This window comes from Streptomyces sp. BHT-5-2 (assembly GCF_019774615.1).
Classification (GTDB): Bacteria; Actinomycetota; Actinomycetes; order Streptomycetales; family Streptomycetaceae; genus Streptomyces.
This window is the reverse complement of sequence record NZ_CP081497.1, coordinates 100,075-116,101: the sequence shown is the minus strand read 5'-3', so window position 1 is coordinate 116,101 and position 16,027 is coordinate 100,075. Positions and strand designations below refer to the sequence as shown.

Sequence of the window (16,027 nt, the reverse complement as noted above, 5' to 3'; positions counted from 1 at the left end):
TTACCGTCAGTTTCCGGGCGTGGTGCGGCACCCGGGTGACGTCCGTGCGGTCCGATCAGGGGGCGTTGAGCGTATTTGATCCTCGGTTGACCTTCTTTGGTCAAGCCATTGACACAACGGCCATTCCCTTGGCAGGGCGCGTGCTCTTGCGCATGACGAACGCACCGGCTGTGCATGACATGCACGCGACCGCCCCTCGGTCCTTGTCAGGAGTTCGCATGGAACCCGACCAGCACTTCCCGGCCCGCCGTCGGCTGCTCGCCGGCGCCGCTGCATTCGCCGCGTCCGCCGCCCTCACCTCCCTCACCTCGGCCGACGCCACGACGCCCCGCAAGCGGCCCAGGAAATCCGCCGGCTACCCGCCCGTCCACTGGCACCCCGCCAGCTCCGGCAACTACACGGCGGCCAACCGCCCGAAGCAGTACCGCATCGACACCGTCGTGATCCATGTGACGCAGCAGACCTTCAGGGAGACCCTGCGGATCTTCCAGAACCCCGCGCACAAAGCCGCCGCGCACTACGTCGTCCGCTCCTCGGACGGCTACATCGCCCAGTGCATCCGCGAACGCGACGTCGCCTGGCACGCCGGTAACTGGAACTACAACACCCGCAGCATCGGCATCGAGCACGAGGGCTGGATCGACGAACCGAAGTGGTTCACCGAGAGCCTCTACGCCCGCTCCGCCCAGCTGACCGCCGCCATCTGCGAGCGCTACGGCATCCCCAGGGACCGCAAGCACATCATCGGGCACGTCGAGGTGCCGGGCGCCAACCACACCGATCCCGGCCGGCACTGGGACTGGGACCACTACATGGACCTGGTCAAGGGGGTCTCCGCCTGGGACCACAAGTGGGGCCACAAAGGCGACGGCTTCTGGGGCCACAAGGGGGACGGCTTCTGGGGCCACAAAGACGACAACTTCTGGGATCGTGCGGGGGACGATTTCTGGGAGGACCTGCTCGACTCCTGAAGCCCGTCCGGGCCGGCCACCCACGGCCCGGACGTCCTGCCGCCGCCCCTTCCGGGCGACACGGCACCGTTCCGCGAATGTTCGGAATCCCGCCATGTACGGGTCATAGTGAGCGCTGCCACCACCTGGGATAGTTGACGCGACGTCAGGGGGCTGTTGTGAAGCAGCTGTTGGGAAAGTTCCGGACGGTGGCGGCGCTCACGGTCGCCTGGGGTGTACTGGCCGGCGGCACGGCGGTCGGCGCGACACGGGCGTCCGCCGACGGCGGCTTCACGCGGACGCCCCCGACGCGCCTGGCCCGCGGCGTGACCTACTCCGAGTTCCGCATGTTCCTGCCCCGCGGCATCGTCCACGGCCACCTGCTGACCGTGAACCTCTCCGACCCCGCGGTCTCGGTGGACCTGCTCCACCCGGCCGCGGTCGCCGCCCGGGCCCCGGTGTCCGAACTGGCCGACGACCGGGACGCGGTCGGCGCGGTCAACGGCGACTTCTTCGACATCAGCGAGGCCCAGCACCCCGAGGCCGAGGTCACCGGCTCCTCCGTGGGGCCCGCGGTGGCGTCGGGGCGGGAGCTGAAGGCCGCGGTGCCGGACGGCCAACGGTTCGGTCCGGCACTGCCGCCCGGCGCCACCACCAAGGACGTCCTCGCCGTCGGCTACGACCATCGGGCACGACTCGACCGCCTGACGCTGCGCGGCACCGTACGCAGCCACGAGGGCTCCTGGCCCCTGCGCGGACTCAACCAGTACGCCCTCCCGCAGGGCGGCATCGGCGCCTACACCGCACGCTGGGGCGCGGTCTCCCGCGAGCGCGCGGTCTGCGGCACGGACACCGACCGCGGAGCCGGCTGCGACACCGACACCGCCGAGATCACGATCCGCCACGGCCGCGTCGCCCATGCGGCCGCCCACCCGGGCACCGGCGTGATCGAACGGGGCTCGGTGGTCCTGGTCGGCCGCGAGCAGGGCGCGCGACGCCTGCGGGCCCTGCACCTCGGCGAGCGGGTGTTCATCAGCCACCGCCTCGTCGCCCGCCTGCCGGGCCGCCTGCGCTGCGCGGTCGGCGGCTTCCCCGTGCTGCGCCACGGCCGCCCGGCCGCCGGCCTGGACGCCGTCGCCGTCACCATGCGGACCTCGATCGGCATCGCCGACCGCGGCCGCACCCTCCTCCTGATGGCGCTGGACGGGGAGAAGGGGAAGCACCAGACGGGCCTCACCGTGCGGGAGCTGGCCGGACTGATGTCGCGGCTCGGCGCGCGGGAGGCGATGGACCTCGACGGCGGCGGCTCCTCGACGTTCGTCACCCAGGACCCGTACGGCGAGGCCAAGGTGCGCAACCATCCGACGGTGGAGAGGGAACGGCCGGTGGCCAATGCGGTGGGGGTGTTCTCCAGCGTGGAGGGAATCCCGCGTGGGGGATCTCCGGAGGAGTGAGGGATTCAGGGAATCCCTGAGATTCAGGGAATCCCTGAGGAGTGACGCCGTGAGGTTGCGAGGCCGGTGACGCCGCGGGGTGGTGACACCGAGGGGCAGTGGCATCGCGGGGTGACGGCGGGCGAGTCGGTGTCGAGTGGGTGGCATGGCGTGGCGGGCCTGTGGCAGCTCCGGGCGTTCATTTCCCGGGGCGTCCGGGGCGCTCCTCTGCGCCCGGCTCTCTGCGGTGTCCGGGGCTTCGTCGTGCGGGGGCTCGTCGTCCGGGGCGAGATGGTCTTCGCTTCGCTGCTGGGTGGGGCTCTTTTCTGGCGGCGCGGCGCGCTTCGTTCAGTGGGGCGGGGCGTCGGTCTTGTCGTGGGGTGGGGCTGCGGGGTGGTGGGGCGGGGGCTGCTGTGGGCCGGGCGCCGCTGCCTCTTCCTTGTTCGGCAACGATTACGGAGAGTTATTTGTTCCCGGGATATTACAGAGCGTGGCGGGGCTCTTGCCAGGGGTGAGGGTGGATGGAGGGGCGCTACGGGCGGACGCTGCTGACGACGTCGGCGGCGCCGGCGAGGCCGTGGTGGATGTCGGGGGCAAGGCTGCTGCCGGCCAGGTAGAAGCCGAGCAGCCCGCAGACGACGGCGTGCGAGATCTTCAGCTTTCCGCTGCGGAGAAAGATCACGACCAGGATCACCAGCAAGAGGATGACCGAGATGGAGACAGCCATGGACACACAACCTCCTCGACCGCCGCCCGAACGGGCGGTAAGCGGTGGCCAGTTTGGCGCATTTCGGGGTAACTCCGGTTCGCGGGAGGGTGCTCCAAACAGGTGGTCACTGCGGGTCACAGAGGGGAGGGAAAAGAGGGGAGGGAGGAGTTGCGTGGGTGGGGGTGGGTGCCTGCGGTAGGGGTGGGGCACTCGCGTCTGGTGAGGGGCAAGGTGGCGATGCCGGGGGACTCCGGGTCGGAGGCGAGGTTGCCCACCGTCGGGCGGGAGGGGCCGATCCGGATCGGGCGGGAGCAGGGGCGGGCTCGGGGTGGGGTCGAGTCGGGGCGGAGGGGCGGGTGGTCCGGGTCGGGGTGGTGTGGGGTGGGCGGGATGGAGAGGTGGGGTGGGGTGGGGTGGGGGCGCGGTCGGGGTGTGGTGGGGCCTTCGTCTGGGGTTTCGTTCTTTTGGGTGGGCGTGTGGGCGTGGGGTGGGTTGCGGAACGGGGCGGTGGGCGGGGTAGGGGGCGGAGTCTTCGGAGGTCGGTAAAGAAGTGGCATGGATCACGTCACCCCTCGCAACGGGCCGTTGCGATTGACCGTCTTAGCGGCCGACATCGCCGCCGCCCCGCTCCACCGACGGAAAGTCCGCCCATGAGCCTGAGCCCCGCCCGGTCGTTCCGGCCGTCCCGGTCGTTGTGCGTCGCCCTCGCGCTGATGCCGGTGCTCGGCGTCGGCACGCTCGCGGCGTGCGACGCGGCCCGGGCGTCGGCGACGCAGGCGCGGCCGGTGAAGGTGGGGCTGGGGTCGGCCGCGGGGCATCCGACGGTGCAGGCCGGCGACCGGCTGCGGGTCAGTGCGGCCGGCGGGGTGCTGACCGATGTGACAGTGACGGATCCGCGGGGGCGGCAGCTGGTCGGCACGTTCAGCCACGGCGGGACGATATGGACGTCGCGGGCCAAGGCGGCGCCGGACACCAAGTACTCGGTGCTCGCCCGGACGAAGGGTGTCCAGGGCACCTCCGGCGAGGCCAAGGAGTCGCTGACCACCGGGAAGGTGGCCAAGCGGAACCGGGCGACGCTCAGCCCCCGCCCGCGTGACGGGGTGGTCGGCGCCCGCGATCCGATCACTCTCACCTTCGCCTTCCCGGTGCGGGACCGGGCGGCGGTGGAGCAACGGCTGAAGGTGACCACCGACAACCGCACCGAGGGGACCTGGACCTGGGTGTCCGGTCACGGCAAGGAGCGGATCGTGTGGCGGCCGGCGCAGGACTGGAAGCCGGGCACCAGGGTCACGCTGCGGGCCGAGCTCAACGGCGTGGACTCCGGTGACGGGCGGTTCTTCACCAAGGACTACGGACTGCGGTTCACCGTGGGCCGCGGGCCGGCCGTCCGGTCGGATCTCGATTCTGACGCGTACATCACACCCGGACTCGGACTTACGCCCGCTTTATGGCAAGGTCCAGGTGGGTGACCCGGTTGTGGTCACCGAACCCTCCCTGCGAGGGACAGACAACCGAGGGGCGGGGCCGGAGACTGGAATGTCGGCCGGTCGCAGCGGCAGGGGACCCGGGGCGGAGAGCGCGCGCCCCATGGTTGGTCTGCCGACCCCTCTTCAGAGCCTAATGTGACGGAATGAGCACCGTGCAGGACCAGGATCAACTCACGGGGTGGCGGCGCATGCGGCGCCGTGTCCCCAATGGCTTCGCCATCGTCTTCAGCTTGCTGGGCCTTTTCTGTGCCCTGACGGCACTGATCGGGCCCCTTCGGCGCAACCTCCACTCGGTGATCTACTGGCTGGACACGCTCACCATCCCGGTGACGCCGAACTTCGCCTATGCCGCATTCCTCTTCCTCCTGGCCGCGGCGATGACCGCGCGGAAACGGGTGGCGCTGTGGTTCGTGGTCGCGTACATGGTGCTGAACGTCCTCGCCGACGCGCTGTTCCTGGCGGCGGGGTACTGGGAGTTCAGCTTCTCCCTGGTGCTGTGCGCCGGGGCGCTGGTGCTGCTGCTCGTGTCGCACCGTGAGTTCTACGCGATCACCCGGCGCGGCGCGTTCCTGCGGGCCGCGCTGGTGCTGGCCGGCGGGCTCGTGGCCGCGGTGCTGATCGGCTGGGGCCTGGTGTCGCTGGCGCCCGGTTCGTTGGAGCGCGGTGGTGGCAACCGGCTGCTGTGGGCGGCCAACCGTGTGTGCGGTGGGCTGGTCGGCGGCAAGATCGTCGAGGGGCACCCGGCGCACTGGATCGGCACGCTGCTGGGGCTGCTGGGTGCGCTGGCGCTGCTCAACGCCGCCGCCGCGCTGTTCCGTTCGCAGCGGATGGAAGCGGCGCTGCACGGCGACGAGGAGGACCGGATCCGGGCGCTGCTGGCGAAGTACGGCAGCCAGGACTCGCTGGGTTACTTCGCGACCCGGCGCGACAAGGCCGTGGTCTTCTCCCCCAGCGGCAAGGCGGCCGTCACCTACCGTGTGGAGGCCGGGGTCTGCCTGGCCAGCGGTGATCCGGTCGGTGACCGGGAGGCGTGGGGTCCGGCGATCGACGCGTGGCTGGAGGTCGCGGGCCGCTACGGCTGGCAGCCGGCGGTGATGGGTGCGAGCGAGGAGGGCGCCAAGGCGTTCGCCCGTGCGGGGCTGGGTGCGCTGCAGCTCGGTGACGAGGCGATTCTGCATGTCGCGCAGTTCGATCTGGACGGCCGGGACATGCGGGTCACCCGCCAGGCCGTCAACCGCGTGGAGCGGTCCGGGGCGACGTTCCGGGTGCGGCGGCACGCGGAGTTGACCGATGCGGAGATGCAGGAGGTCATCCAGCGGGCGGACGCGTGGCGGGACACCGAGACCGAGCGTGGTTTCTCGATGGCGCTGGACCGGCTCGGGGACGAGCAGGACGGCGAGTGTCTGCTGGCGGAGGCGTTCGACGCCGACGGCAACATGATCGCGCTGCTGTCGTTCGTGCCGTGGGGCAAGGACGGCATCTCGCTGGACGTGATGCGGCGCGACCGCAGTGCGCCCAACGGCGTGATGGAGTTCATGGTCGCGCAGCTGTGTGCGCAGGCCGGGGCGCTCGGGGTGCGGCGGGTTTCGCTGAACTTCGCGGTGTTCCGCTCGGCGTTCGAGGAGGGTGCCCGGATCGGTGCCGGTCCGGTGCTGAAGTTCTGGCGGCGGCTGCTGCTGTTCTTCTCGCGCTGGTGGCAGCTGGAGGCGCTGTACCGTTCGAACTCGAAGTATCTGCCGGAGTGGTACCCGCGGTTCCTGTGCTACGCGGATGCCGGTGCGCTGGCCCGGATCGGCATGGCGTCGGGTATCGCCGAGGGCTTCGTGGCGGTGCCGAGCCTGGGCAAGCTGTGGGGCAAGGGGCACAAGAAGCGGGTGCTGGCCCCGGCGAGCACGGCGGGTCTGCCGTCGCTCGACGAGCTGGGTCTGGTGGCGGCTCCGCCGGCCACCGAGGAGGAGCGCCGGGAGCAGGAGCTGGCGGCGCTGCCCGAGCAGGTGCGGGTGCGGCATCGGAAGCTGGAGCGGCTGCGGGAGGCGGGTACCGACCCGTATCCGGTGGGTGTGCAGCGGACGCACACGCTGGGCCAGGTGCGCGAGGAGCACCGGGAGCTGGCGGCCGGGCAGCATACCGGCAAGGCCGTCACGGTGGCCGGGCGGGTGCTGCTGGTCCGTGATCACGGCGGGGTGCTGTTCGCGGTGCTGCGCGACTGGTCGGGCGATCTGCAGATCGCGCTGACCCGGGGTGCGGGCGGTGAGCTGCTGGAGCGTTTCGCTGCGGATGTGGACCTCGGTGACCATGTGGAGGCCGAGGGCGAGGTCGGTTGCAGTGACCGCGGTGAGCTGACGGTGTTCGTGACGCAGTGGCGGTTGACCGCCAAGTGTCTGCGTCCGCTGCCGGACAAGCGGCGGGGTCTGTCCGACCCGGAGGCCAAGGTCCGCCAGCGGTATGTGGACCTGGTCGTCTCGCCGGACGCGCGGGAGACCGTGCGGGCGCGCAGCACGGCCGTGCAGGCGCTGCGGCAGGGGCTGATCGACCGGGGTTACCTGGAGGTCGAGACGCCGATGCTGCAGCAGATCCACGGTGGTGCGAACGCCCGTCCGTTCCAGACCCACATCAACGCCTACGACCTGGATCTGTATCTGCGGATCGCGCCGGAGCTGTATCTGAAGCGGCTCTGTGTGGGTGGTATGGAGAAGGTCTTCGAGATGGGGCGGACGTTCCGTAACGAGGGCATCTCGTACAAGCACAATCCCGAGTTCACGATGCTGGAGGCGTACCAGGCGTTCGCCGACTACGACGTGATGCTCAACCTGACGCGGGAGCTGATCCAGGGTGCGGCGGTCGCCGCGTTCGGCAGCGCCACGGCGCGGAAGGCGGATGCGAGCGGTCGGCTGGTCGAGCACGACATCTCGGGTGTCTGGCCGGTGAAGACGGTGTACGGGGCGATCTCGGAGGCGTTGGGCGAGGAGGTCGACGCGGACACCGATCCGGATGTGCTGCGGCGGCTGTGCCGGTCGGCTTCGGTGCCGGTCAATCCGGAGATGGGCCGGGGCGATGTCGTGTTGGAGATGTACGAGCGGCTGGTCGAGGAGAAGACCACGCTGCCGACCTTCTACAAGGACTTCCCGACCGATGTCTCGCCGCTGACCCGTCAGCACCGCAAGGATCCGCGGGTGGCGGAGCGTTGGGACCTGGTCGCGTTCGGCACCGAGCTGGGCACCGCCTACTCGGAGTTGACCGACCCGGTCGAGCAGCGGCGGCGGCTGACCGCGCAGTCGCTGCTGGCGGCCGGTGGTGATCCGGAGGCGATGGAGCTGGACGAGGACTTCCTGCAGGCTCTGGAGTACGCGATGCCGCCGACGGGTGGTCTGGGGATCGGTGTGGACCGGTTGGTGATGTTCCTGACGGGTCTGTCGATTCGGGAGACGCTGCCGTTCCCGTTGGTGCGGAGGCGCTGATCGCGCGGGGTTGACGGTGTCCGGGCCCTGCGCCCGGATGCGCGGGGCGCTGCCCCGGGCCCCGGTCCTCGAACGCCGGACGGGCTGGAGAGAATCCAGCCCGTCCGGCGCTTTTCTGTGCCCGGTTTCCTGTGCGGGTCAGGCGTTGGCCTGGTGGTGGAGGGGTTCGCCGCGGAGGTAGCGGGCGACTTCGGCGGCGGCGATGGCGGCGGCCTTGTGGGCGACCTGCTGGCTGCCGCCGGCGATGTGCGGGGTGAGGACGACTCCGGGGGCGGTGAGCAGGCGGGAGCCGGTGGGGAGGGGTTCCTGGGGGAAGACGTCGAGGCCGGCGGCGGCGAGGTGGCCGCTCTCCAGGGCGTCGCAGACCGCGTCGTAGTCGAGGAGGGCGCCGCGGGCGCAGTTGACGAGGACGGCGCCGCGGGGCATGGCGGCGATCTGTGCGCGGCCGATCAGGCCGGTGGTCTCCGGGGTGACCCGGGCGTGCAGGGAGACGATGCGGGAGCGGCGGAGGAGTTCGTCGAGGGTGACCTGTTCGGCGCGGCCGGCCAGGGTCTCGGGGCGGACGTAGGGGTCGTGGACGAGGATGTGGGCGCCCATGGCGTGCAGGATCTTGGCGACGCGGCTGCCGATGGCGCCGTAGCCGATCAGGCCGATGGTGGTGCCGTCGATCTCGATGCCGCAGTTGTCGTAGTCGTAGTAGTCGCCGCGCCAGGTGCCGTCGCGGAGGGCGGTGTGGGTGTCGCCGAGGCCGCGGGCGGCGGCGAGCAGCAGGGTGAGGGTGTGTTCGGCGGTGGCGGTGGCGTTGCGGCCGGGGGCGTTGCAGACGGTGACGCCGTGGCGGGTGGCGGCTTCGAGGTTGGCGTTGACGGGGCCGCCGCGGCTGGTGCAGAAGAGCTTGAGGTCGGGGCAGTTGGCGAGGATGCGTTCGGTGAGCGGGCCGTGTTCGGTGACGCAGATCTCGACGCCCTGGAGGGCCTGGATCATCTCGTCCTCGGTGCCGGATGCCTCGGTGACCTCGGCGACGGGGCCGAAGGGGGTGTGGGGCCAGCCGAACTGGATCTCGCGTATGTCGAGCGGGGTGTCCCCGGCCGCCTTGCGTACGGCGGCGCTGAACAGGCCGGGGTGGATGAAGTGGTTGCCGGCGGCGAGGAGGGTGGTGGTCATGTGGGGTTCTTCTCCTGGTGTGCGGTGTGGTGCGTGGTGCGATGCGGTGCTCGGTGCGGTGGGTCAGGGGAAGGCGGGGGCCGCGGTGAGGGCGGGGGCGTTGAGGCGGAGGAGGGCGGTGCGGTCGTTCTCGATGCGGATCTCGGTGAGGGCGCCGTTGTGGAGTTGGGGGAAGGTACGGCGGTATTCGGCCAGGGGGATGCCGAGGAGGTGGCAGAGGAGGACGCGGATGAGGGTGGAGTGGGCGACGATCAGGATCCGGCCGTGGGGGTGGTCGCGGGCGATGTCGGTGAGACAGGCGGCGGCGCGCTGGGCGGCGTGGCGGGGGTGTTCGCCGCCGGGGAGGTGGTGGTCGGCGGGGTCGGCGAGGAAGGCGGCGAGTTTCTGGGGGAAGTGCTGCCGCATCTCGTCGCGGGTGAGGCCCTCGCCCTGGCCGAAGTCGAGTTCGGTCAGGCGGGGGTCGATGTGGGGGGTGAGGCCGCAGGCGTCGGCGGCGGGGGCGGCGGTGCGGCGGGCGCGGGAGAGGGGGGAGGTCCAGATGGCGGTGAGGTCGGCGGTGGCGGCCCAGTCGGCGAGGGTGTGGGCCTGTTCGCGGCCGCGGTCGGTGAGCGGGACGTCGGAGCGGCCGGCGTAGCGGTTCTCCGCGTGCCAGACGGTCTCGCCGTGGCGGACGAGGAGGAAGTCGGTCACTGGGCGGCCCTCCTGAGGGCGTGGTCGGCCACGGCGGGGTCGAGCCAGCCACGGCGGGTGAGTTCGGTGACGAAGCGGTGGTAGGTGGGGAGGTGGCGGGTGGTGCGGTGGGGGTCGGGGCGGATCTCGGTGCCGGGGCGGACCATGGTGGCGACGGTGGCGGGGAGGCCGGCGCCTGCGGAGGCGGCGGCGAGGACGGCCATGCCGAGGGCGCCTTCGGCGTGTTCGGGTACGTGGACGGTGCGGCCGAGGACGTCGGCGCGCAGGCGGCACCAGTAGGCGTTGCGGGCGCCGCCGCCGGTGAAGGTGAGGGGGCCGTCGGTGGCGGCGCCGAGGTGGTCGAGGTAGTCGAAGCAGAGGCGTTCGAGGCAGGCGACGCCGAGGAGGTAGGCGTGGAACTCGGCGGCGCGGGTGGGGGTGGCGCCGAGGATGAAGGGTTCGGCTTCGGGGGCGCGGAAGGGGAAGCGTTCGCCGCCGGTGGAGACCAGGGGGTAGGCGACGGCGTCCGGGTCCTGGGCGGCGGCCTGTTCGGTGAGGACGTCGAGGTTCTCGCCGTGGAAGTACTGGGAGATGACGCCGGCGCCGCTGCTGGAGGCGCCGCCGGGAAGCCAGGTGTCGCCGGGGCCGCGGTGGCAGTAGACGACGCCGGCGGGGTCGCGGACGAGGTGGTCGCTGCTGCCTTTGAGGACGAGGGTGGTGCCGAGGACGGCGTTCCAGGCGCCGGGGGTGAGTGCGCCGGCGCCGATCTGGGCGGCGCAGCCGTCGGTCATGCCGGCGACGATGGTGGTGCCGGCGGGGATGCCGGTGGCGTCGGCGGCGTCCGGGCAGACGGTGCCGAGGACGGTGCCGGGGCGGACGACGTCGGGCAGGAGGGCGGTGGGGATGCCGAGGGTGTCCATGACGTCGTGGGGCCAGCGTTCGGCGATGAGGTGGTAGCCGGTCTTGAGGGCGTGGCTGGCGTCGCTGGGGAGTTGACGGCCGGCCAGTTTCCAGGTGATGAGGTCGACTTGGTGGAGGAGGCGGGTGCCGGTGCGCAGGGTGGGGTCGTGCTCCAGGAGCCAGCGGAGTTTGGGCAGGGCCCAGGAGGGCGGCATGGTGCGGTAGCCGAGTTCCTGCCAGACGGCGGCGCCGGTGGCGTCGATCGCGTCGGTCTGGTCGGTGGCGCGGCCGTCGTCGTACATCAGGCCGGGGGTGAGCGGGGTGCCGTCGGGGTCGGCGAGGAGGAGGGTGCCGGAGGTGCTGTCGATCGCCAGGCCCCGGATGCGGCTGGGGTCGAGGCCGGTGAGGGCTTCGCGGCAGGCGTCGGCGAGCGCGGTCCACCAGGTGTGGGGGTCCTGTTCGTGGCGGTTGCCGGCGCGGTGGCTGGTCAGCGGGCGGGCGGCGGTGGCCAGGGGTGTGCCGGTGCCGTCGACGGCGAGGCAGCGGGCGCTCTGGGTGCCGAGGTCGAGGCCGAGCCAGATGCCGTCGGGGCCGGGGCCGTTGGGTCCGGGGGCGTGCGGGTCAGACACGGATGCCTCCAGGGGCGGGGGTCTCGGCGGGGTGGTGGGTGGGGTCGGTGCGTCGGGGGGCGGGGGTGGTGCCGGTTGTGGCGGTGGGGCGCCAGGTGGCGGTGGTGCGCCAGCCGGCGCTGCGGGCGAGGTCGCGCCAGCTGAGGAAGTCCTGGTGGAGGGCGGCGTAGAAGGCGGCGCGCTCGGGGTCGGGTTGCCAGCGGCGTTGCATGTGGACGTACTTGTCGGCGGCGCGGTGCATGCTGCTTTCGGCGCCGGTGCGGACCAGGCCGGTGAGGAAGGCGCCCTTGGCGCCGATCTCGGTGTCGCCGGAGCGGGCGGTGGGGACGCCGGTGGCGTCGGCGATGAGGGCGCACCAGGCGTCGCTGTTGGCGCCGCCGCCGCACAGGCGGAGTTCGGTGACGTCGGTGCGGGCGGCGGCGAGTGAGTCGCGCAGGACGAGGGAGAGCCCGTCGAAGACGGCGCGGGCGAGGTCGGCGGGGGTGTGGTCGAGGGAGAGGCCCCAGAAGGAGCCGCGGGCGCCGGGGTCGAGGAAGGGGGCGCGTTCGCCGGCGGGCGAGAGGTAGGGCAGGAACATCAGGCCACGGGCGCCGGGTCGGGACTGGAAGGCGAGGCGGGAGAGTTCGGGTGGTCCGGGCAGGTGGAGGAGGCGGGCGGCCCAGCCGAGGACTTCGGCGCCGTTGAGGGTGGGGAAGGCGCGCAGGACGCGTTCGCGGCCGCGGTAGGCGATGTGGACGCCGGAGGGTTCGCCGGTGGTGTCGATGCCGGTGCGGACGATTTCGGTGCACAGGGTGGTGCCGAGGATGCTGCATGCCTGGCCGGGGTTGACGACGCCGACGCCGCGGGCGGTGGCGGCGATGTCGTAGGGGGCCATGACGACGGGGAGGCCGGCGGGCAGGCCGAGTTGGGTGGCGGCGGCGGTGGTGAGTTCGGCGGTGCGCTGGTCCTCGCCGAGGACGGTGGGCAGGAGCCGGGCGTGGTGGGTGAGGCCGAAGAGGTCGAGGACGGCGGGGTCGTACTGGCCGGTGGTGTGGTCGAGGAAGGGGGCGGAGGCGTCGGATTCGTCGGTGGCGCGGATGCCGGTGAGGCGGAGGAAGAGCCAGCCGGCGGCGGTGAGGGAGGTGGTGGAGCGGGCGAGCCGGTCGGGGTCGTGGGCGGTGAGCCAGGCGAAGAGGGCGTTGGGCATGCCGGCGCAGGTCAGTGAGCCGTTGCGGCGGAAGGCGGCTTCGAGGAGGCCGGCGCGCTGCCAGGTGGTGAGGAGGTCGCCGGCGCGGCCGTCGGACCAGAGGATGGCGGGGCCGGTGGGGCGGCCGTGGTCGTCGATGAGCCAGGCGCCGTCGCCCTGGGCGGTGAAGGAGACCAGGCGGACGGGGTCGGTGAGGTCGGTGAGGGCGTCGCGGACGGTGTGGACGACGGCCTGCCAGACGGCGTCCATGTCCTGTTCGGCCCAGCCGGGGTGGGGGCGGAGGACTTCGGTGGCGACGCGGGAGACGGCGATCTCGTTGCCCTGGTCGTCGAAGACGACGGACTTGATGACGGTGGTGCCGGCGTCGATGGTGAGTACGGACATCAGCGGGGTCCTTTCACGCCGAGGCCGGGCTGGTGTGCGGCGCGGCGGTGTCCGGGCCGGCCGCTTCCGTCCGGGGCTCGTCCGGCAGTTTCAGGAAGAGGGTGAGGGCGCAGCTCACCGCGTACATGCCCGCGAAGATCCAGACCACCCCTTCGACGCCGAGCGGCCCGACGAAGGCCGCGACGACGGCGGGTCCGACGAAGGTGCTGGCGCCGGCGCCGAGGTTGAGGGCCGCCAGTGCCTGTCCCTTGTGCCGCGGCTCCAGAGAGGGCATCAACGCTGATATCGGTACGTATCCCGCCAGGGTAGCGCCGTAGAACGCGGCCACCAGGAGGGCGAGCGGGAAGTCGGGGCCGGCGGTGGTGGGGACGTAGTAGAGGAGCAGGGTGCTCAGGGTGCAGCCGGCGCCGCCGCACCAGGTGATGGTGCGGCGCCAGCCGATGCGGTCGCCGATCACGCCGAAGAGGAGGTTGGCGAAGATGTTGGTGGCGAACATGACGCTGAGCAGGTGCAGCCAGGCGGTGAGGGTGAAGCCGACCGTCTTGGTGAAGTGGATCGGCAGGATGACGAGGAAGCCGAACTGCGAGGCGGTGTTGATGACCCGGACGAGGGCGCCGGCGCCGACTCGGGGGTTGCGCCAGAGGACGGTGACGCTGCCGGTGAGGGTGGCCAGCGGGCTCTCGCCCGCGGTGCGGGGCCGTCGGGTGCCGTGTTCGTCGCGGACCAGCAGCAGGGCGAGGAGTCCGCCGGCGGTGACGAGTGCGAGTGCGGCCCACAGGGTGGCGTAGGCGCCGATGTGCGGGATGAGGCTGCCGGCGACGAGGGAGCCGAGGGTGGGCAGGCCGCCGGTGAAGGCGAACCAGAACCAGCCCATGGCGGTGCCGAGGCGGGCGCGGGGTGCCACGCCGGCGATCCAGACGAGGAAGCCGTAGGCGAAGAGCGGGTAGCCCAGTCCGCGGAGGCCGTAGGCGAGGAGCATCAGGGGGTAGTTGGTGAGCGGCAGGGCGGTGGTGAGGAAGAGGAGTTGGAAGGCGGCCCAGACGGCCAGGCCGGTCCACATGACGCGGCGGGAGCCCCACAGGTCGGAGAGGACGCCGGAGAGCCAGGCGGCGATGCCGGCGGCGATGCCGTAGACGGTGAAGAGGAGGGCGACCCGGGGTTCGGGGATGCCGCGGTCGATGAGGTACGGCGAGAGGTATCCGGACTCGACGCCGTCGCCGGTCATGAAGAGGAGCAGTCCGAGGTATCCCCAGGCGAGGGTCGGCGGTATGCCCAGGCGGGTCGGGAGCGCGCGGCGGGGCGCGGGCGGTGGAGGGTTCGTCATCGAAGCTCCTCGTTCTTTTCTGCGGTGGGCCGGGTCTGCGGTGGACCGGGGCCGCGGCGCGGCGGTTGCGGGTGGCCCGGGCCGGCGGAGGGGTGGGGATCCGCGAGCCGTTGGACGACGCGGTGATGCAATCGTTCGCGTAAAAGGGGCGTCAAGGGTGGCCGGAATCTTCCCATCGGGGCGGGTGCCTGTCGTGAGGGGTCGGGGCGGAGCCGCATACGGCGGGCATGCGCATCCCGCGCGCCGCGTTACATTCGTGTGAACATCACGCGGTGCCTCGCGCGCAGGTGGCCGTGGCGCGAGCCGGAGGGAACGGGGCGATGGACCGGGTCGAGGCCCAGGAGGAACGGCGGCGGCGGATCCGGGAGTCGGTGGTCGCGCGGGGGTTCGTGCGGACCTCCGACCTGGCCGCGGAGTTCGGGATCAGCCTGATGACCGCCCATCGGGATCTGGACGCGCTGCAGGCGCAGGGGTGGCTGCGGAAGGTGCGGGGCGGGGCGACGGGGTTGCCGTCGGCGCAGTTCCACGGCACGGTCGCGGAGCGGATGGCGACGATGGCGGCGACCAAGCGGCTGCTGGCGCGGGCCGCGGCGGCACTGCTGGTGCCCGGGCAGACGGTGCTGCTGGACGACAGCACGACCTGTCTGATGCTGGCGCACCAGGCGCCCGAGCACGCCCCGCTGACGGTGATCACCAATTCGCTGCCGGCGATCACCACGCTGGCGCAGGAGCCCGGTATCTCGCTGATCACGCTGGGCGGGGCGTACTTCCCGGCGTATGACGCGTTCATGGGGCTGCACACCGCGGACGCGGTCCGGGCGTACCGGGCGGATGTGCTGTTCCTGTCGACGACGGCCGTCGCCAAGGGCCGCTGCTATCACACCTCGCCGGAGACGGTGCAGGTCAAGCGGGCGATGATGGAGAGCGCGGCGCGGCGGGTACTGGTCGCGGACCACACCAAGTTCCGGAAGGACGGGCTGTACGCGCTGGCGCCGTTGACCGACTTCGACCTGCTGATCACCGACGACGGGCTGCCGGCGGAGGAGGTCCGGGCGATCCGGGCGGCCGGCACGGAGGTGACGGTGGTGGCGGGGCGTTCGTCCGCGGAGTAGTCGGTTGCCGCCGCACGGAATAGCCGGTCTCCGCCGCGCGTTGGGGCCCCCGAGGGGGCGCTCGCATCCCCTACGGGATCTGTTCGCCCCTCCCCCAAGGGTCCCCCGGGCCGAATCCCCCGAGGGTCCCCCGGGCCGGTCCGCTCGCCCGTCACCGGCCGGCGCTACGCCAGCCCCAGCACCCCGGGGTCGGTCGCCAGGTCGCGCAGGGCCGCTCGGGGGTCGGTGAGGAGATGGCGGGCGGTGAGGTCGAGGATGCCGCAGACGGCGCTGATCTCGGCGGCGGTGGTGCCGTCGGGCTTGCGCACGGTCTGCTCGATCACGAAGGTCCGGCCCTCGTTCCAGACGAATCGGCAGCTGACCTCGACCTCGTCGCCGGCGCGGAGTTCCCGTCGGTAGCGGATGGTGGTTTCGAGGGTGACCGGGCCGATGCCGCGGGCGACCAGTTCGCTCTGCGGGATGCCGCCGGCCTGGAGGGCGGACCAGCGGGCGTGCTCGGCGTACTGGAGGTAGACGCTCTGGTTGAGGTGGCCCTGGGTGTCGGTCTCATAGCCGCGGACGGTGATCGGCACGGCGAAGGGCCGGTCCGGGCTCATTTCCGTCGTCACATGCGCCACTTCGG

11 protein-coding genes and 1 pseudogene are annotated in these 16,027 nt (G+C 72.0%); 5 read left to right on the top strand and 7 right to left on the bottom strand.

The window, feature by feature from the left end; all coding sequences use genetic code 11:
* Positions 1–218 precede the first annotated feature (218 nt).
* Together K2224_RS28435 and K2224_RS28430 are read left to right on the top strand one after the other, a co-directional pair.
* Positions 219–827 (top strand): annotated as a pseudogene (locus K2224_RS28435) (N-acetylmuramoyl-L-alanine amidase); the annotation flags it as partial.
* Positions 828–1,129: 302 nt separating this feature from the next.
* Complete coding sequence (locus tag K2224_RS28430) at positions 1,130–2,404, top strand: phosphodiester glycosidase family protein (protein ID WP_221910066.1); 1,275 nt, start codon at positions 1,130–1,132, stop codon at positions 2,402–2,404.
* 511 nt (positions 2,405–2,915) lie between these two features.
* Here K2224_RS28430 and K2224_RS28425 read toward each other — a convergent pair.
* Positions 2,916–3,110, bottom strand: a complete 195-nt coding sequence (locus tag K2224_RS28425; RefSeq protein WP_221910065.1) for a hypothetical protein — start codon at positions 3,108–3,110, stop codon at positions 2,916–2,918.
* A 632-nt stretch (positions 3,111–3,742) separates the two neighbouring features.
* On the opposite strand from K2224_RS28425, the gene K2224_RS28420 reads away from it, so the two are divergent.
* Positions 3,743–4,561 (top strand): Ig-like domain-containing protein, encoded by an 819-nt coding sequence (locus K2224_RS28420; RefSeq protein WP_221910064.1) that lies wholly within the window; start codon positions 3,743–3,745, stop codon positions 4,559–4,561.
* A gap of 161 nt (positions 4,562–4,722) precedes the next feature.
* On the top strand, positions 4,723–8,037 hold the full coding sequence (gene lysX, locus K2224_RS28415; RefSeq protein ID WP_221910063.1) for a bifunctional lysylphosphatidylglycerol synthetase/lysine--tRNA ligase LysX: 3,315 nt from the start codon (positions 4,723–4,725) through the stop codon (positions 8,035–8,037).
* Positions 8,038–8,175: 138 nt separating this feature from the next.
* On the opposite strand, the gene K2224_RS28410 is transcribed toward lysX, so the two are convergent.
* From K2224_RS28410 to K2224_RS28390, 5 genes are all read right to left on the bottom strand, one after another.
* Entirely contained in the window at positions 8,176–9,201 is a 1,026-nt protein-coding gene (locus K2224_RS28410) for a 2-hydroxyacid dehydrogenase (protein ID WP_221910062.1), read from the bottom strand.
* Between the two features lie 63 nt (positions 9,202–9,264).
* Positions 9,265–9,891: a histidine phosphatase family protein gene (locus K2224_RS28405; RefSeq protein WP_221910061.1), complete on the bottom strand. Its 627-nt coding sequence runs from the start codon at positions 9,889–9,891 to the stop codon at positions 9,265–9,267.
* Positions 9,888–11,399 (bottom strand): FGGY-family carbohydrate kinase, encoded by a 1,512-nt coding sequence (locus K2224_RS28400; RefSeq protein WP_221910060.1) that lies wholly within the window; start codon positions 11,397–11,399, stop codon positions 9,888–9,890. The genes K2224_RS28405 and K2224_RS28400 overlap by 4 nt, the downstream gene beginning before the upstream one ends.
* Positions 11,392–12,969 (bottom strand): FGGY-family carbohydrate kinase, encoded by a 1,578-nt coding sequence (locus tag K2224_RS28395; RefSeq protein WP_221910059.1) that lies wholly within the window; start codon positions 12,967–12,969, stop codon positions 11,392–11,394. Before K2224_RS28395 ends, K2224_RS28400 begins: the two co-directional genes overlap by 8 nt.
* Before the next feature lie 13 nt (positions 12,970–12,982).
* Positions 12,983–14,293, bottom strand: a complete 1,311-nt coding sequence (locus K2224_RS28390) for an MFS transporter (RefSeq protein ID WP_221910058.1) — start codon at positions 14,291–14,293, stop codon at positions 12,983–12,985.
* Between the two features lie 320 nt (positions 14,294–14,613).
* Here K2224_RS28390 and K2224_RS28385 point away from each other — a divergent pair, with 320 nt between their 5' ends.
* Entirely contained in the window at positions 14,614–15,405 is a 792-nt protein-coding gene (locus K2224_RS28385) for a DeoR/GlpR family DNA-binding transcription regulator (RefSeq protein WP_221910057.1), read from the top strand.
* A 164-nt stretch (positions 15,406–15,569) separates the two neighbouring features.
* Here K2224_RS28385 and K2224_RS28380 read toward each other — a convergent pair whose 3' ends face one another.
* Complete coding sequence (locus tag K2224_RS28380) at positions 15,570–16,001, bottom strand: acyl-CoA thioesterase (protein ID WP_221912001.1); 432 nt, start codon at positions 15,999–16,001, stop codon at positions 15,570–15,572.
* Positions 16,002–16,027: the final 26 nt, after the last annotated feature.

Coding starts and splice junctions, on each gene's coding strand:
- lysX (WP_221910063.1), top strand. CDS start 4,723: ATGAGCACCGTGCAGGACCAGGATCAACTCACGGGGTGGCGGCGCATG.
- K2224_RS28395 (WP_221910059.1), bottom strand. CDS start 12,969: ATGTCCGTACTCACCATCGACGCCGGCACCACCGTCATCAAGTCCGTC.
- K2224_RS28385 (WP_221910057.1), top strand. CDS start 14,614: ATGGACCGGGTCGAGGCCCAGGAGGAACGGCGGCGGCGGATCCGGGAG.
- K2224_RS28420 (WP_221910064.1), top strand. CDS start 3,743: ATGAGCCTGAGCCCCGCCCGGTCGTTCCGGCCGTCCCGGTCGTTGTGC.
- K2224_RS28410 (WP_221910062.1), bottom strand. CDS start 9,201: ATGACCACCACCCTCCTCGCCGCCGGCAACCACTTCATCCACCCCGGC.
- K2224_RS28390 (WP_221910058.1), bottom strand. CDS start 14,293: ATGACGAACCCTCCACCGCCCGCGCCCCGCCGCGCGCTCCCGACCCGC.
- K2224_RS28425 (WP_221910065.1), bottom strand. CDS start 3,110: ATGGCTGTCTCCATCTCGGTCATCCTCTTGCTGGTGATCCTGGTCGTG.
- K2224_RS28380 (WP_221912001.1), bottom strand. CDS start 16,001: ATGAGCCCGGACCGGCCCTTCGCCGTGCCGATCACCGTCCGCGGCTAT.